Origin of the sequence: Shewanella aestuarii (assembly GCF_011765625.1) — a bacterium.
Classification (GTDB): Bacteria; Pseudomonadota; Gammaproteobacteria; order Enterobacterales; family Shewanellaceae; genus Shewanella; species Shewanella aestuarii_A.
The window spans coordinates 1,294,774-1,312,011 of record NZ_CP050313.1 but is presented as its reverse complement, the minus strand read 5'-3'; the positions used below and the strand labels follow the sequence as shown (position 1 = coordinate 1,312,011).

Genomic DNA, 17,238 nt, shown 5'->3' with positions numbered 1-17,238 from the left:
TTTTTGAAGCACTAACCACAAAAACATAAACTTAAGCAAATTACCTTTACAAAGACGCATAGGTAACAGTTGTTCAATAGATCATTAAGTCAAATCTAGCACCAAGCATGCTGCTTCCCCTCATATCGCGTAAAACACCGCGTTCATCACCATGTAAAGTTAGCTTTTCAGCCTTGAAGCACAAGTTTATAGTCTCGGGTGATTGTATCGGAATGAAACCTCAGGTAATCTGCTTGCCACAAACTGTACAAATGTCACTGTTAAAGTCATTATCAAGTGTATACGACTTATCAGTCCCAACAGATTATTCGGATACTCAGTCTTAATGACCAAAGCGATAAATGCGCCAAAGAAAATAGCTCAGCATCGAAATGCAACGACCACGCCTGAGATGCGCCAATTTATCCAAGAATCTGATTTTAGCGTAAGCCAATTGGCTAAAATTCTTAATATCAGTGAAGCCACAGTTCGCAAATGGCGAAAACGTAAGTCAATCTCTGACACCCCAAATACACCACATCATTTAAAAACCACCCTTTCGCCAATGGAAGAGTACGTGGTGGTTGGGCTGAGATATCAGCTAAAAATACCGCTAGATAAATTACTGCAAATTACCCAGCAATTTATTAATCCGCATGTATCACGCTCAGGTTTAGCCCGCTGCTTAAAGCGTTATGGAGTTTCACGCCTTGATAACTTTGAAACACCTTATGTGCCAGACAAGTTCTTTAATCAATTACCTATAACCCAAGGCAGCGATGTACAAGCCTACGCAGTTAACCCACAAACCTTAGCTGAAACGCTGGCGTTACCCAATCCAGATCCTGATACCGTTGTGCAAGTGGTGTCATTATCACTGCCACCTAAGCTGACACAGCAAGAAAATTCTTCTGTTTTACTCGGTGTCGATTTTAAATCTGACTGGATTTATCTCGACATTTATCAAGATAGTCATACCCAAGCAACCGGACGTTATATGGAATACGTGCTAAGACACGGCCCATTTCATTTGCGTAAATTGCTGGTTAATAATTACCACACTTTCTTAGCTCGATTCCCCGGTGCCCAGCCTCAAACAGGTGCCCGAATGAGCAAACAAAAAATCAAAGCAGCATCTGCTACGCTGCCCGCTGGAGACTCATAATGAGCCAAGCCCCAAAAGTAGATAAATCTCAACAGCAAGCTAACACTGCCGCTGATAAAACAATCGACAAACGCTTAAATAAGCGTTTAAAAGATATGCCAATAGCCATTGTTGGTATGGCAAGCATTTTTGCTAATTCACGCTACCTGAACAAGTTTTGGGATTTGATCAGTGAAAAAATTGATGCCATTACCGATATTCCAGCATCGCATTGGAACAAAGAGGATTACTTCGATAAAGATAAAACAGCAGCGGATAAAATCTATTGCCAACGCGGTGGTTTTTTACCAGAAGTAGACTTCAATCCAATGGAATTTGGCCTACCACCTAATATTTTAGAGCTAACCGATACCTCGCAATTGTTGTCTTTGGTTGTGGCCAAAGAAGTGCTTGCCGACGCAGGTATCACCGACAGCTATGACACAGACCGCATTGGTATTACCTTAGGGGTCGGCGGTGGCCAAAAAATCAACCACAGTTTAAGTGCTCGTTTACAATACCCAGTGCTTAAAAAGGTATTAGCAAATAGTGGATTAAGCGATGCAGATACCGAAATGGTCATTAAAAAGTTCCAAGACCAATATATCCATTGGGAAGAAAACTCCTTCCCAGGATCATTAGGAAATGTCATTGCAGGTCGTATTGCTAACCGTTTTGACTTTGGTGGCATGAACTGTGTGGTTGATGCAGCCTGCGCTGGCTCATTAGCGGCAATGCGCATGGCATTAACCGAGTTGGTGGAAGGCCGAAGCGATGTGATGATCACCGGCGGTGTATGTACCGATAACTCGCCATCCATGTACATGAGTTTCTCAAAAACCCCTGCATTTACCACCAATGACACCATTCAACCTTTCGATATTGATTCAAAAGGCATGATGATTGGTGAAGGCATTGGCATGGTTGCCTTAAAACGTTTAGATGAAGCAGAACGGGATGGCGACCGAATTTATGCGGTAATCAAAGGTGTAGGTTCATCATCAGACGGTAAATTTAAAAGTATTTATGCACCGCGCCCTGAAGGCCAAGCCAAAGCATTAAAACGTGCCTATGATGACGCAGGATTTGCACCGCACACCATAGGGTTAATGGAAGCCCATGGGACTGGCACAGCCGCTGGTGATGTGGCTGAGTTTAACGGGCTTAAATCGGTATTTTCAGAAGGGAATGACACCCAGCAACATATCGCTTTAGGCTCGATTAAATCTCAAATTGGCCACACTAAATCAACTGCGGGAACTGCCGGAGTGATTAAGGCCGCATTAGCCCTGCATCATAAAGTGTTGCCGCCAACCATCAACGTCAGCAAACCAAACCCTAAGTTAGATGTGCAACACTCACCATTTTACTTGAATACAGAAACCCGCCCTTGGATGGCTCGCCCCGATGGCACGCCTCGTCGTGCAGGTATTAGCTCGTTTGGTTTTGGTGGCACTAACTTCCATTTGGTTTTAGAAGAATATAACCCTGAACATGCCCGAGGTGAAAAATATCGTTATCGTGCAGTGCCGCAAAGTTTATTAATCAGTGGTGCAGATAAAGCAGCCTTAATTGCTGAAATCAACGCCATTGTTGCCCAAGTATCCACATTAGATAGCAATACAGTAAATCTTAGCGAAATTACCTTGCGTGATTTAGCCAGCCGATTTGCTGTGCGTCAACTTGATGATAACCATCCACGGGTGGGCTTAGTAGTAAGCAACCTAACTGAACTGCAAACTCAATTAAATCAAGTGTTAGCACAGTTAGCCAGTCAACAAGCGGACAACTGGCAATTACCATCAGGTACTCGCTATCGTGCAAACGCCTTAGTTCACAATAAAAACAACACCGCCAAAGTCGCCGCATTATTTGCAGGCCAAGGTTCGCAGTATCTTAATATGGGCTTAGATCTGGCCTGTTATTACCCTGAAATGCGTACTCAAGTCGCCTTGGCCGATAAAGTGTTTGCTAGCCATAATCAAACGCCGCTATCACAAATTTTGTTCCCTATTCCCGCATTTGAAGCTGAAGATATTGCTGCCCAGCAAGCTCTGCTCACCAACACGGCAAATGCGCAAAGTGCCATTGGTGCTGTCAGCATGGGACAATATCAATTATTGACCCAAGCAGGCTTTAACGCTGATATGGTTGCAGGCCACAGTTTTGGTGAACTGTCGGCATTATTTGCCGCTGGCGTGATCAGTAATGAAGATTATTACCAATTGGCTTTTGCGCGTGGTCAAGCGATGGCGGCAACCCCAAAAGATCAAGATGCAGGGGCTATGTATGCGGTGATCATTTCAAATGCCAGCGATGATGCCGTGGCCAAAATTGAAGCTGAAATCAGCCAGTTTGCTGGCGTAAAAGTGGCAAACTATAACTCCCCAAGCCAACTGGTGATTGCGGGCCCAACTGACAGCAGTGCGCAAGCGGCCAAAGCGATACAAACTATGGGCTTTAAAGCGATAGCGTTACCCGTATCTGGTGCGTTCCATACCCCATTAGTGGCTCATGCGCAAAAGCCATTTAGCGATGCCATCAACAAGGTTAAGTTTGCTAAACCCGCTATTGCACTCTACGCCAACGCCACGGGTAAACTGCATGCGCAAGACGCCAAAACTATCCAAAAAGACTTTAGCCAACACATGCTGCAATCCGTGCGTTTTAGTGATCAACTCACCGCAATGTACGCAGCTGGCGCACGAGTATTTGTTGAGTTTGGCCCTAAAAACATTTTACAAAAATTAGTTGAAGACACCTTAACGGCACATAAAGATGACATTAGCGTAATCAGCCTTAATCCAAACCCTAAGGGCGATAGCGATTTACAATTACGCCAAGCGGCCATGCAATTAGCCGTGATTGGTGTCAATTTATCTGACATTGACCCCTACCAAGCGCCAATTGCCCCACTGGCAAAAGCGTCACCGATGAATGTTAAATTAACCGCCAATAACTTTATTAGTGCAGCAACCCGAAACAAGATGCAAACCTCGCTGACCACTGGCGCAATCACGCCAGCCCGAGTTGAAGTCCCTGTCGAGAAGATTGTTGAAAAAATTGTGGAAAAAGAAGTGATTAAAACTGAATATATTGAAGTGCCGGCAGCAGACAAAGCCCCAGCGAGTCATGCTACTACCAGCCTTAACACCCATGACAGCAACATGGCAACAGCCGCAAGCGTGAATACGTCAGCAGCGTTTAACCAAAGCGAACCTAGCAGTGATAGCCTAACGGCCTTTTTTAACGCGCAACAGCAAGCGGCCAATCTGCATCAACAATTTTTAGCCATCCCACAACAGTATGGTGATACTTTTACCCACTTGATGGTTGAGCAAAGCAAGATGGCAGCGGCTGGTATTGCTATTCCACAAAGCCTACAACGCTCAATAGAATTGTTCCACCAGCATCAAGCGCAAACCTTACAAAGCCATACCTTGTTCCTTGAGCAACAAGCAAAAGCAAGCCAATCGGCTTTAGCCATGTTAACAGGGCAAACGCCAGCAGTAGTATCGGCACCAGTCTTAGCAACCCAAGCCGCTCTGGCTCAGGTAGTGCAAGCGGCGCCTGTGGTGCCAGCAGCTCCCTCGATTTCACCGGTGCAGGCTGCAAGTGTACAGGCCGCACAAGCTCAACCAACACAGGTTCAAGCTATTCATCCAGTCCAGCAAGCTGCAGTAGCGCCTTCTGTCGTCACACCTGTGGCGATCACTCCTGCATTAGTTGAAGCACCCACGTTATCGGCTGATAAAGTGTTAAATACTATGTTAGAGGTGGTCGCTGAAAAAACCGGTTACCCAACCGAAATGCTTGAGTTAAGCATGGACATGGAAGCCGATTTAGGCATTGACTCTATCAAGCGAGTTGAGATTTTAGGCACAGTACAAGATGAGCTACCTAGCTTACCTGAGCTTAGCCCAGAAGATTTAGCCGAGTGTCGCACCCTTGGCGAAATCGTTGATTACATGAATTCAAAACTGCCTACTGATACCGCTGCGCCAGCGCCAGCACCCGCTGCTGTAGCACAAGCTGTTCAAGCGCCAGTCATCCAAGCCGCAGCTTCTGGTCTATCCGCAGAAACAGTATTAAATACCATGCTCGCTGTCGTAGCCGATAAAACCGGTTACCCAACCGAAATGCTTGAGTTAAGCATGGACATGGAAGCCGATTTAGGCATTGACTCTATCAAGCGAGTTGAGATTTTAGGCACAGTACAAGATGAGCTACCTAGCTTACCTGAGCTTAGCCCAGAAGATTTAGCCGAGTGTCGCACCCTTGGTGAAATCGTTGATTACATGAACTCAAAACTGCCTGCTGATACCCCTGCGCCTGTTGCTCAAACGCCTGTTGTTCAAACTGCTTCTGCTCTATCCGCAGAAACAGTATTAAATACCATGTTAGCTGTTGTGGCCGATAAAACCGGATACCCTGCTGAAATGCTTGAGCTAAGCATGGATATGGAAGCTGATTTAGGTATTGACTCTATCAAGCGAGTTGAGATTTTAGGCACAGTACAAGATGAGTTACCTAGCTTGCCTGAGCTTAGCCCAGAAGATTTAGCCGAGTGTCGCACCCTTGGTGAAATCGTTGATTACATGAACTCAAAACAGCCTGCTGATACCCCTGCGCCTGTTGCTCAAGCGTCAGTTGCTCAAACGCCTGTTGTTCAAGCAGACGCAACTTCAGCTCAATCAAGCGCAGTTGGTTTGAACGCCCAACAAGTGCAAAACACTATGATGTCAGTCGTGGCCGATAAAACCGGTTACCCTGCTGAAATGCTTGAGTTAAGCATGGATATGGAAGCCGACTTAGGCATTGATTCTATCAAGCGAGTTGAGATTTTAGGCACAGTACAAGATGAGCTACCTAGCTTGCCTGAGCTTAGCCCAGAAGATTTAGCCGAGTGTCGCACCCTTGGCGAAATCGTTGATTACATGAACTCAAAACTGCCTGCTGATAGCGCTGCACCAGCACCAGTAGCTCTAGAACAAGTAGCTCAAGCGCCTGTTGCTCAAGCAGACGCAACTTCAGCTCAATCAAGCGCAGTTGGTTTGAACGCCCAACAAGTGCAAAACACTATGATGTCAGTCGTGGCCGATAAAACCGGTTACCCTGCTGAAATGCTTGAGTTAAGCATGGATATGGAAGCCGACTTAGGTATTGATTCTATCAAGCGAGTTGAGATTTTAGGCACAGTACAAGATGAGCTACCTAGCTTGCCTGAGCTTAGCCCAGAAGATTTAGCCGAGTGTCGCACCCTTGGCGAAATCGTGGCTTATATGAATTCAAAGCTGACTCGTATCACTACAGCCGAAAGCTCGCTTGACCAAAACCTTGATAGCGCTGCCACCGAGCAGGCTTCAGCAAGCAAAGCGATAGCCAATGATTTACCTCCTCACAGCGAGGTGGCGCTAAAAAAGCTGTCAGCGGCAGATAAACTCGTCGATTGTTATGCTAAACAAGCCTGTATCGTGATCAATGATGATGGTCACAATGCTGGTGTGTTAGCAGAAAAACTGATCGCAGCGGGATTAACTGTCGCAGTCATTCGTAGTCCAAAATCCATTACTGTGTCACATTCACCATTAAGCAGCGCAGTGAAAAGCTTTTCACTCACTGAAGTCAGTGATGAGGCCATTAAAGCGGTGATAGATCAAATCAGTCAACACCACCACATTGCAGGTTTTGTGCATCTACAACCACAAATTACTGGCAAAGGAACCTTACCGATCAGCAGTGCAAGCTTCAATGCTGTTGAGCAGGCTTTCTTAATGGCAAAACACCTGCAAAAGTGCCTTACCGAGCGCGCAAAAACCGAGCGAGTCAGCTTTATGACTGTCAGCCGAATTGACGGTGGGTTTGGCTACTTAAATAGCGAACAACTGGCAAAAACTGAGCTTAACCAAGCCGCATTATCTGGTTTGAGCAAAACCTTAAGCCATGAATGGCCACAAGTATTTTGTCGCGCACTCGATATCGCCCCAAGTTTAACCGCAGTTGAGTTAGCTGAAGCCATTACCGCCGAGCTATTTGACTTAAACGGTAATACCGCTGCACAAAAAATCGTTGAAGTGGGTATAAGCGAACAAGGCCGCCACACGCTAGCGGCAACGGATACCGCAAGTCGTCAATTTCAAGCTGCAAAACTGAATAATGATGATGTCATTTTGGTTACCGGTGGGGCTAAAGGGGTCACGTTCGAATGCGCCCTTACCTTAGCAAAGCAAACTAAGTCACACTTTATTTTGGCCGGTCGCAGCGAACATCTGGCCACCAAAATGCCTGCATGGGCAAAAGGTAAACAAGCCAGCGAGTTAAAAGCTGCCGCCATTGGTTTTATTCAATCTCAAGGCAATAAACCCACCCCTAAGCAAATTGATGCATTAGTTTGGCCTGTTAGCTCTAGCTTAGAAATCGATCGCGCCTTAGCGGCCTTTGCCGATGTGGGTGCTAGTGCACAGTACATCAGCATGGATGTCAGCGCTGCCGATAGTATCAAGCAAACACTGGCTCAATTAGCGCCCATCACAGGTATTATTCATGGTGCTGGCGTGTTGGCTGACAAGCACATCCAAGACAAAACCTTAGCTGAATTAACCAGAGTATACGGCACTAAAGTCACAGGTTTTGCCAATATCATCAACGCCATTGATGCCAGCCAATTAAAACTGGTTGCCATGTTCTCATCTGCTGCAGGTTTCTACGGCAATACAGGCCAAAGTGACTATGCAATGTCAAATGAGATCCTCAATAAAACCGCATTACAACTTGCCAATAACTATCCGCAAGCCAAAGTAATGAGCTTTAACTGGGGTCCTTGGAATGGCGGCATGGTCAGCTCAGCATTGAAGAAAATGTTTGTTGAACGCGGTGTTTACGTTATTCCGTTAGACAAAGGCGCTAAGCTATTCGCCCACAGTTTATTGTCTGATTCCGGTGTGCAATTACTGATAGGTTCTGACATGCAAGGCGCTAGCAATAACGCTGATAATGTGAGCCCTGCTGTAAAAAAGCCTAATGCGAGCTCTTTGCATAATGCCAAGGGTTCGCTGACGCTTTCATTTAACAACACGGCATCTCACGCTAAAGTAGCCAGTAACAGTCAAAAAGTTGTTCGAGTACTCAACCCGCTGACCATGCCGTTTATCCAAGACCATTGCATAGCGGGCAATCCGGTATTGCCAACCGTTTGTGCAATTGCGTGGATGCGTGAAACCGCGCAGCAACTGTGCGGCCTGCCGGTCAGCGTGAGTCAGTATAAATTGTTAAAAGGCATTATTTTTGATTCTGCCCAGCCGCACCTGATGCAACTTGAATTAACCGAAACCGACAAGGGCTTAACGGCGTTAATTTCCAGCCGACTGTTACGGGATACCAAGGCGACATTGCGCCCTCAATATCAAGCCGATTTGATCATCAATCAAGCCGCATTAAATGTTGAAAACCAAGTCAAGCCAAGTTTGCCGGCTGAGGTGGTACAGTATCAACAAGCTGCTCCACTACTCACCAAGGCAGAGCTCTACAGTAACGGCTGTTTATTCCATGGGCCCCGTTTACAAGGGATTAAGCAGGTTTTGCTCGCTAATGATAACCAGCTTATTTGCCAAGTGGCACTGCCACATATTAAGCCGCAGGATTGCAGTGATTTTGCCGCGCAATTAGCGTTAGGTGGCAGTCAGATTTTTGCTGAAGATCTGCTACTGCAAGCCATGCTAGTTTGGGCAAGGGTTAAATATGATGCCGCCAGTTTGCCATCTACGATTGGCGAAATGACCACATTGGTGCCGTTTAAGGCTAACGATTGTGGCTATATTTTGCTCGATGTGGTTAAGCATTCAGGACGCGCGTTAACCGCTAACATCAGTTTGTACCATGAAGATGGCCGCTTAAGTTGCACCATGACCAATGCAAAAACCACCATCAGCAAAAGCTTAAACGAGGCTTTTTTAGCCCCCGCTAAAGCCTTAGCTGATTTGCAGGAGTCTGTGTGAGTACAACCCAATCACAACCGATGCGGATTGCGCTTAAGTTAGTGTGCCAAGACTCAGGTAATGTTGTTGGGCTAAATAAGCCCTGCAGCATTACCGCTAGCTTAATGGCTTCTGCCGTTAGGCTAGCACTCAGCCCATTTGCGAGTCGTCAGCTTGCTAATAGCGCAAAAACCGACTCATTTTTAAATCAGGCCATTGGGCAAATTAATCAACAACAAGCTGTATTGATTCAGTATGCAGGAAACAATGTTGGCATTTTGATGATGCCAGCCTTAATGGCTGCGCAGTATAAATGTCACCCTCATGCTTATTTAACCGCTGTAGCCAAAGCCGATACCGCCCAAGCTTCAATGCAACAAGCTTTAGTACAAGCGAAACGGACTCATATTCAACCACTTGAATATCCATTACCCGACAGTCATGATGAGCGGGCTCAATTTAATGCTTTAGTGGCATTAATTAACGCGTTTGCACTGCGTCAGCACCCTCACTATGGGCACTACTGGTTTACCGAGCCGCATCAAAGCCGCGTGGCGAGTTTAAGCTTTGTAGAGCAACACAATCGCGCGTATACCAGTGTCATTTTGGTTCAAGGGACACAATTGCCCGCGCCAAAGCCGTTAATCAATGAGCAGCAAATTTGGCTACCCATCAGCGCAGCTCATCCTAACGGCTTGATCACTGCGCTTGAGCAATTACAGCAAACACTGCAAGCCATCGCTGCGGATGAACAGCAGCAACTCATGGTGCTTATCAAACAAACCTTTGCTCAATACGATGCTAACGCCTGCATTGGTGCGGTATTGATGGCCAACTCGTTACCCGCATTACTCGTTGAAGCACAGGCAATGCAAAATCGATTGGTTGATTTTATCGCCGAGGTTAATCCGCTGCCGCTTCACTATAAAACCCCAGCGGGTAGCTGTGTCAATATAGATCAGCAGCAACCCCAGCAAGGCTTGTGTTTTGTTTACCCTGGTGTAGGCACGGTTTATGCCAATATGCTGCCAAGTCTTAATCAGTATTTTCCTGATTTATATGCCCAACTTGAGCGCGATGGCAACTTAAAAGCCATGCTTCAGGCTGACAGTATTTATCAACCAGATAACACCACTGCAATGAGCTTAGGCGATATGGCGATTGCAGGGGTCGGCAGCAGTTATTTACTGACAAAATTGCTATGCCAAATGTTTGCGATTAAGCCTGATTTTGCCATGGGCTATTCCATGGGTGAAGCCGCGATGTGGGCCAGCCTTAATGTATGGCAACAGCCTGAAACCATGATTGAGCAGACAAAAACCGACCGTATTTTTACCACGGATATTTCGGGGCAGCTCAATTGCGTACGCCAGTTATGGCAGCTTAGGGATGATGAACAAATTGTATGGAATAGCTTTGTCGTCAGGTCAACAGCCGCTGAAATTGAGCCATTACTAAGCCAATATCCACGGGTTTATTTAGCGATAGAACAAGGGGATACCTGTGTTTTAGCCGGCTGCGAAATCAGCACCAAAGCATTATTGAAACAGCTTGGCAAACGTGGGATTGCAGCCAATCGGGTTACGGCTATGCACACTCCGCCCGCCATGCTTATTCGTGATGATGTCAAAGCCTTTTATCAGCAGCCATTACATCATGATGAGGTGTTAAACGCCTTACCAAAACAAATTAGCTTTATCAGCGCGGCCAACGACCAACCGGTTGCGCTAACCAGCCATGCCATTGCTGACGCTATCGCCAATACTTTTTGCCAACCGTTAAACTTTACTAAACTGGTGCAAAAAGCCCAAGGCTTAGGCGCAAACCTATTTGTTGAAGTGGGTGCAGATCGCCAAACAGCCACCTTAATCGACAAAATTAGCCGCAACACGAAGCCGGCTATCGCCCTTAATGCCAAAGGCGCAGATGATGCCACGAGTTTGCTAAAATGCATTGCGCAGTTGGTTAGTCATCGTGTGCCTATGTCGCTGGCCTACTTAACTGACAATCTGGCTGAAATACAACAAACTAACTTTGCCGCTCAGTCCGTTGCCAGTAAAGCCGAACATTGCGCCACCACTTTATTACAAGGGGAACAATCTTGAGTTCTCAATCTTCTATTTATAAGCAAACCAATATGCCAAAAATTGCCATTGTTGGTTTAGCCACGCAATATCCTGACGCAGACACGCCGGTAAAATTCTGGCAAAACCTGTTAGATAAAAAGGATTCTCGTAGCACCATTAGCCGTCAAAAACTGAATGCAGAACCAGCCGATTATCAGGGCGTGCAAGGTCAGTCTGATCGCTTTTATTGTGACAAAGGCGGCTACATTCAAAACTTTAGCTTTAATGCACAAGGCTACCGTATTCCCGCTCAGCAATTTAACGGTTTAGACGACAGTTTTTTATGGGCCACCGATACCGCTCGTAAAGCCTTAATTGATGCTGGCGTAGATATCAATAACCCACAATATAATGCCCTGCTTAACCGCACAGGGATTGTGATGGGCACTTTATCTTTCCCTACGGCCAAATCAAACGAATTATTTGTGCCGCTGTATCACAGCGTGGTAGAAAAAGCCTTACAAGCTAAACTGCAACAAACTGATTTTACGCTGCAATCCTTTAATCAAAACGGTCAATCACCCCAAGCAGAGCAGGCATCAATATCTAACGGTGCTATCGCCCATAATGCATCAAAACTGGTCGCCGATGCCTTGGGGTTAGGTGCGGCGCAATTAAGCTTAGATGCGGCTTGTGCCAGTTCAGTTTACTCATTAAAACTGGCCTGTGATTACCTACATACTGGCAAAGCTGACATGATGTTAGCAGGGGCAGTCTCTGGTGCCGACCCCTTCTTTATTAATATGGGTTTTTCCATCTTCCATGCTTACCCTGACCACGGTATTTCGGCGCCATTTGATAGCAATTCAAAAGGGTTATTTGCCGGTGAAGGTGCGGGAGTACTTGTGCTCAAACGCCTTGAAGATGCCGAGCGAGATGGCGACCATATATACGCTTTAGTGTGCGGAATTGGTTTATCGAATGACGGCAAAGGCCAATTTGTACTTAGCCCAAATAGCAACGGCCAAATCAAAGCCTTTGAACGCGCTTATGCCGATGCGGCAATGCATGACGCACACTTTGGCCCTGCCAATATAGAAGTGATTGAGTGTCATGCCACCGGCACCCCTCTTGGCGATAAAGTTGAACTGACCTCAATGGAGCGCTTTTTTGCCGATAAACTCAATGGCAGTCATGCGCCGTTAATTGGGTCAGCTAAATCTAACCTTGGCCATTTATTAACCGCTGCTGGTATGCCGGGGATCATGAAAATGATTTTTGCCATGCGCCAAGGCGTGTTGCCCCCAGTATTAACATTAGCGCCCCGATTAACTCACCCAATCGCACCTTTGGCGCAGCCAACTTGCCCAGTGATGTGCAGCCTTGGCCTGATAAAGCAGGCAATCACGCCCGCCATGCTGGCGTTTCGGTCTTTGGTTTTGGTGGTTGTAACGCCCATTTATTACTTGAATCTTATCAAGCTAAAGCGCCAGCATCAGCGATTCCGCTTCAAGAGCCTCAAACAGCAAGCGCTTCGGTGAATGCTCAACTACCCATGCATATCACAGGTATGGCCGCCCACTTTGGGCCTTTATCAAGCATTAATGCCTTTGCTAACGCCGTAGAAGCCAGACAAACATCATTTACTGCCCTGCCTGAAAAACGCTGGAAAGGCTTAAACAAGCACCCTGAATTACTCGCTCAATTTGGTGTTCACCTTGAAGGCGAAAGCGCCCCCAAAGGTGCGTATATTGACCAGTTTGATTTTGATTTTTTACGCTTTAAAGTGCCGCCCAATGAAGATGACCGCTTAATTTCACAGCAATTGTTATTAATGAAAGTGGCAGACGAAGCCATTCATGATGCAGGCTTACAAGCGGGCGGCAAAGTGGCCGTATTAGTGGCCATGGAAACCGAACTGGAATTACATCAGTTCCGTGGCCGTGTTAACTTGCACACCCAAATTGCTGCAAGCCTAAAAGCTCATGGGGTTAACTTATCAGAAAGTGAATACCAAGCCCTTGAAACCATTGCAATGGATAGCGTATTAGATGCCGCCAAGCTGAATCAATACACCAGTTTTATTGGCAACATTATGGCATCACGAATTTCATCACTATGGGACTTTAACGGCCCAGCATTTACCATTTCAGCAGGCGAGCAATCGGTTAACCGCTGCTTTGATGTGGCGCAAAATCTTCTGGCAATGGAGTCTCGCCAAGCCCCGTTAGAAGCAGTGATTATTGCTGCTGTAGACTTATCCGGTAGCATTGAAAATATTGTCCTTAAAACCGCATCACTTGCCCAAACCTGTGAAGCGGCCAAGCAATCCGCTAAACCGCCAGCCTTGGTGATAGGTGAAGGTGCAGGTGCCATCGTATTGCAAACCGCTAACCTAGCAACAACTGAAATGGATTTAATCCATCAAGCCCTTGGTGCAGTTGATAATGACACCACAAGCCCGAGCATCAAGAGTTACGCCACCATTGACAGTATTAGCTTTGGTCATATCGACAATATTGCTGCAATCTCTGACAACCTACTCACTCAAACAGGGTTAAGCGCAGCTGATATTCATGCCGTTGCGCTAAACCAAGCTCCCGATTTGCAGGCATTAGCAAGCTTAGACATTAATCATGCTCAGGTCTTATCGCAGCTATATGCCCAAGCCGAATATAACCAAGTACAAAACTATATCGGCCATACTTTTGCAGCCTCAGGTATTACCAGTTTATTGCACAGCATATTCACTCAAACGAAGCAAACTGGAACTCAGCATACGGTTGTAGCAAGTTTAAGCGAAAATCAATGCTCACAAGTATTGCTCAGCCAAAACCCAAGCCAACAAGATGCCTGCAAGCAACGAGTCAACACAGATATTCAGCAGCAAACGGCTAAAAAGCTCAGCCTAGTTAAGCAGGTTAGCTTAGGTGGGCGCGATATTTACCAGCATATCGTGGATACGCCACTGGCTGAGCTTACCAGTATTCGCGCTAAAACAGCCCAAATAAAACCGGTATCAGCAATCACTGTCACAGCCATGGCTGATAGAGGTCATTTTGAAGCGCCTCAAATGGCGGTGCAGCAAGCTAGCTCAACAATTCATCAAGCGATGGGCAAAATACCATCAGCAATAACAGAGTCTCCTATGCCGTTTTCCGATCGTTCTACTCAGCTCAATCCAGCTAAACAAGAATCACAACCTTTGCCAGCTTCTTCTGTGCAGTTAGCGCAAATGAGTCTGCCACCAGCACATTTATCTGCCTTTGAACAAAACCAATGGTTGGCCCATCAAGCGCAACTGGCATTCTTAAAAAGCCGTAATGAAGGCTTAAAAGTGGCTGAAGAGCTGCTTAAACAACAACTTGCACAAATCAAAGGGCAACCTAGTGCAGCAGACCAAACTGCAACAACACCAGCCGTAAATGTGCTTGCAGAGCCAGCAAAGATACTGCGTCCAAACCATGCCAGTGTGCCGCCCTACACAGCGCCAACGCCAGCTGATAAACCTTGTATTTGGAATTATGCCGACTTAGTTGAATACGCAGAAGGCGACATTGCCAAAGTGTTTGGCCCTGACTACGCTGTGATTGATAACTACTCACGCCGAGTACGTCTACCAACCACTGATTACTTATTGGTATCACGGGTCACTAAATTAGATGCCACCATGAATCAATATAAGCCATGCTCCATGACCACTGAATATGACATCCCAGTGGATGCCCCTTATTTAGTTGATGGCCAAATCCCTTGGGCTGTCGCGGTTGAATCTGGTCAATGTGACTTAATGCTGATCAGTTACTTAGGCATTGATTTTGAAAACAAAGGTGAGCGGGTTTATCGTTTACTTGATTGTACCTTAACCTTTTTAGATGACTTACCCCGTGGTGGTGACACCCTGCGTTATGACATCAAGATTAATAACTTCGCTAAAAATGGCGATACTTTATTATTCTTCTTTTCTTACGAGTGTTTTGTTGGCGATAAGATGATCCTAAAAATGGACGGCGGCTGTGCTGGGTTCTTTACTGACCAAGAACTGGCTGACGGCAAAGGGGTTATTCGCACTGAAGATGAAATCAAGCTACGTAATAACGCGTTAAATAATCCGAACAAACCGCGTTTTCAGCCATTGTTGTATTGTGCTCAAACCCAGTTTGATTATGGCCAAATTCATCATTTATTAAATGCCGATATTGGCAGCTGTTTTAAAGGTGAGCATCACAACCATCAAGTTGCGTCAGGCAAACAAGAGTCATTATGTTTTGCCTCTGAAAAATTCTTGATGATTGAACAAGTTAGCAACCTAGATGTTCATGGTGGTGCATGGGGTTTAGGTTTTATTGAAGGCCATAAAACTTTAGCGCCCGATCACTGGTACTTCCCTTGCCACTTCAAGGGCGATCAAGTGATGGCTGGCTCGTTAATGGCAGAAGGTTGCGGCCAATTATTGCAGTTCTTTATGCTGCATATTGGCATGCATACCTTGGTTGAAAATGGTCGTTTCCAACCCCTTGAAAATGCCTCGCAAAAAGTGCGTTGTCGGGGTCAGGTTTTACCGCAACACGGTGAACTAACTTACCGCATGGAAGTGACCGAAATTGGCATTCACCCTCGCCCATACGCCAAAGCCAATATCGATATTTTGCTTAATGGCAAAGCGGTGGTGGATTTCCAAAACCTTGGGGTGATGATTAAAGAAGAAAGTGAATGTACTCGCTATCCTGCCCAAACTGACGCCGCAAGCCTAAGCAGCAATGTTGCAGCGACACTTAACCGCGCCAACACTCACAAAACTGCCGGCCAAGCTAGCGCAAATGCCCCTTTAATGGCGCAAATTCCAGATTTAACAGCGCCAACCAACAAAGGCGTTATTCCGCTTAAACATGTTGCAGCGCCGCTTATTCCTGATTACCCCAATCGTACCCCTGATACGCTCCCCTTCACGGCGTATCATCTATTTGAATTTGCGACTGGCAACATTGAAAACTGTTTTGGCCCAGACTTCAGCATCTACCGTGGCTTTATCCCACCACGTACTCCCTGTGGTGATTTACAGCTAACAACCCGTATTGTTGACATTGAAGGCAAACGTGGCGAGCTGAAAAAACCGTCATCGTGTATCGCTGAATACGAAGTGCCAGCAGATGCGTGGTACTTTGCTAAAAACAGTCACCCTGCCGTGATGCCTTACTCGGTATTAATGGAAATCTCTTTGCAACCGAACGGCTTTATCTCGGGCTATATGGGCACCACATTAGGCTTCCCGGGCCAAGAGCTATTCTTCCGTAATCTTGATGGTAGCGGTGAGCTATTACGAGATATTGATTTACGCGGTAAAACAATTGTCAATGACTCCAAGCTACTATCCACCGTGATTGCTGGTAGCAATATTATTCAAAGTTTCACTTTTGATTTAAGTGTTGATGGCGAGCCATTTTATAAAGGCAGCGCGGTATTTGGTTACTTCAAAGGTGATGCCCTTAAAAACCAGTTGGGTATTGATAACGGCCGTATAACCCAACCTTGGCATATTGACAATAATGTTGCTGCGGATATCACAGTCGATTTACTCGATAAGCAGTCACGGGTATTCCATGCCCCCGCTAATCAGCCTCATTATCGCTTAGCAGGCGGTCAGCTTAACTTTATCGACAAAGCAGAAATCGTTGATAAAGGCGGTAAATACGGCCAAGGTTACTTGTCGGCGTCACGCACCATTGACCCAAGTGATTGGTTCTTCCAATTCCATTTCCATCAAGATCCTGTCATGCCCGGCTCATTAGGCGTTGAAGCCATTATCGAGTTAATGCAAACTTACGCCATCTGTAAAGACTTAGGCAAAGGATTCGCTAACCCTAAGTTTGGCCAGATTTTATCTAACATAAAGTGGAAGTACCGCGGTCAAATTAACCCGCTGAACAAGCAAATGTCATTAGACGTGCATATTAGTGCCGTGAAAGATGAAAACGGCAAACGCATCATTATTGGTGACGCAAACTTAAGCAAAGATGGCTTAAGAATTTACGAAGTAAAAGATATCGCAATCTGTATCGAAGAGGCATAAGGATTA

At 46.0% G+C, this 17,238-nt stretch carries 3 protein-coding genes and 1 pseudogene; all 4 read left to right on the top strand.

Going from position 1 to position 17,238, the window contains the following annotated elements; all coding sequences use genetic code 11:
* Positions 1 to 325 precede the first annotated feature (325 nt).
* The 4 genes and pseudogenes from HBH39_RS06015 (at position 326) to HBH39_RS06000 (ending at position 17,232) form a co-directional block, all read left to right on the top strand.
* Positions 326 to 1,144 (top strand): transcriptional regulator, encoded by an 819-nt coding sequence (locus HBH39_RS06015; RefSeq protein WP_167676509.1) that lies wholly within the window; start codon positions 326 to 328, stop codon positions 1,142 to 1,144.
* Positions 1,144 to 9,117 (top strand): type I polyketide synthase, encoded by a 7,974-nt coding sequence (locus tag HBH39_RS06010; RefSeq protein WP_167676507.1) that lies wholly within the window; start codon positions 1,144 to 1,146, stop codon positions 9,115 to 9,117. Before HBH39_RS06015 ends, HBH39_RS06010 begins: the two co-directional genes overlap by 1 nt.
* Positions 9,114 to 11,201: a PfaB family protein gene (locus HBH39_RS06005; protein ID WP_167676505.1), complete on the top strand. Its 2,088-nt coding sequence runs from the start codon at positions 9,114 to 9,116 to the stop codon at positions 11,199 to 11,201. The genes HBH39_RS06010 and HBH39_RS06005 overlap by 4 nt, the downstream gene beginning before the upstream one ends.
* A gap of 32 nt (positions 11,202 to 11,233) precedes the next feature.
* Positions 11,234 to 17,232 (top strand): annotated as a pseudogene (locus HBH39_RS06000) (beta-ketoacyl synthase N-terminal-like domain-containing protein).
* Positions 17,233 to 17,238 lie beyond the last annotated feature (6 nt).

Coding starts and splice junctions, on each gene's coding strand:
- HBH39_RS06015 (WP_167676509.1), top strand. CDS start 326: ATGACCAAAGCGATAAATGCGCCAAAGAAAATAGCTCAGCATCGAAAT.
- HBH39_RS06010 (WP_167676507.1), top strand. CDS start 1,144: ATGAGCCAAGCCCCAAAAGTAGATAAATCTCAACAGCAAGCTAACACT.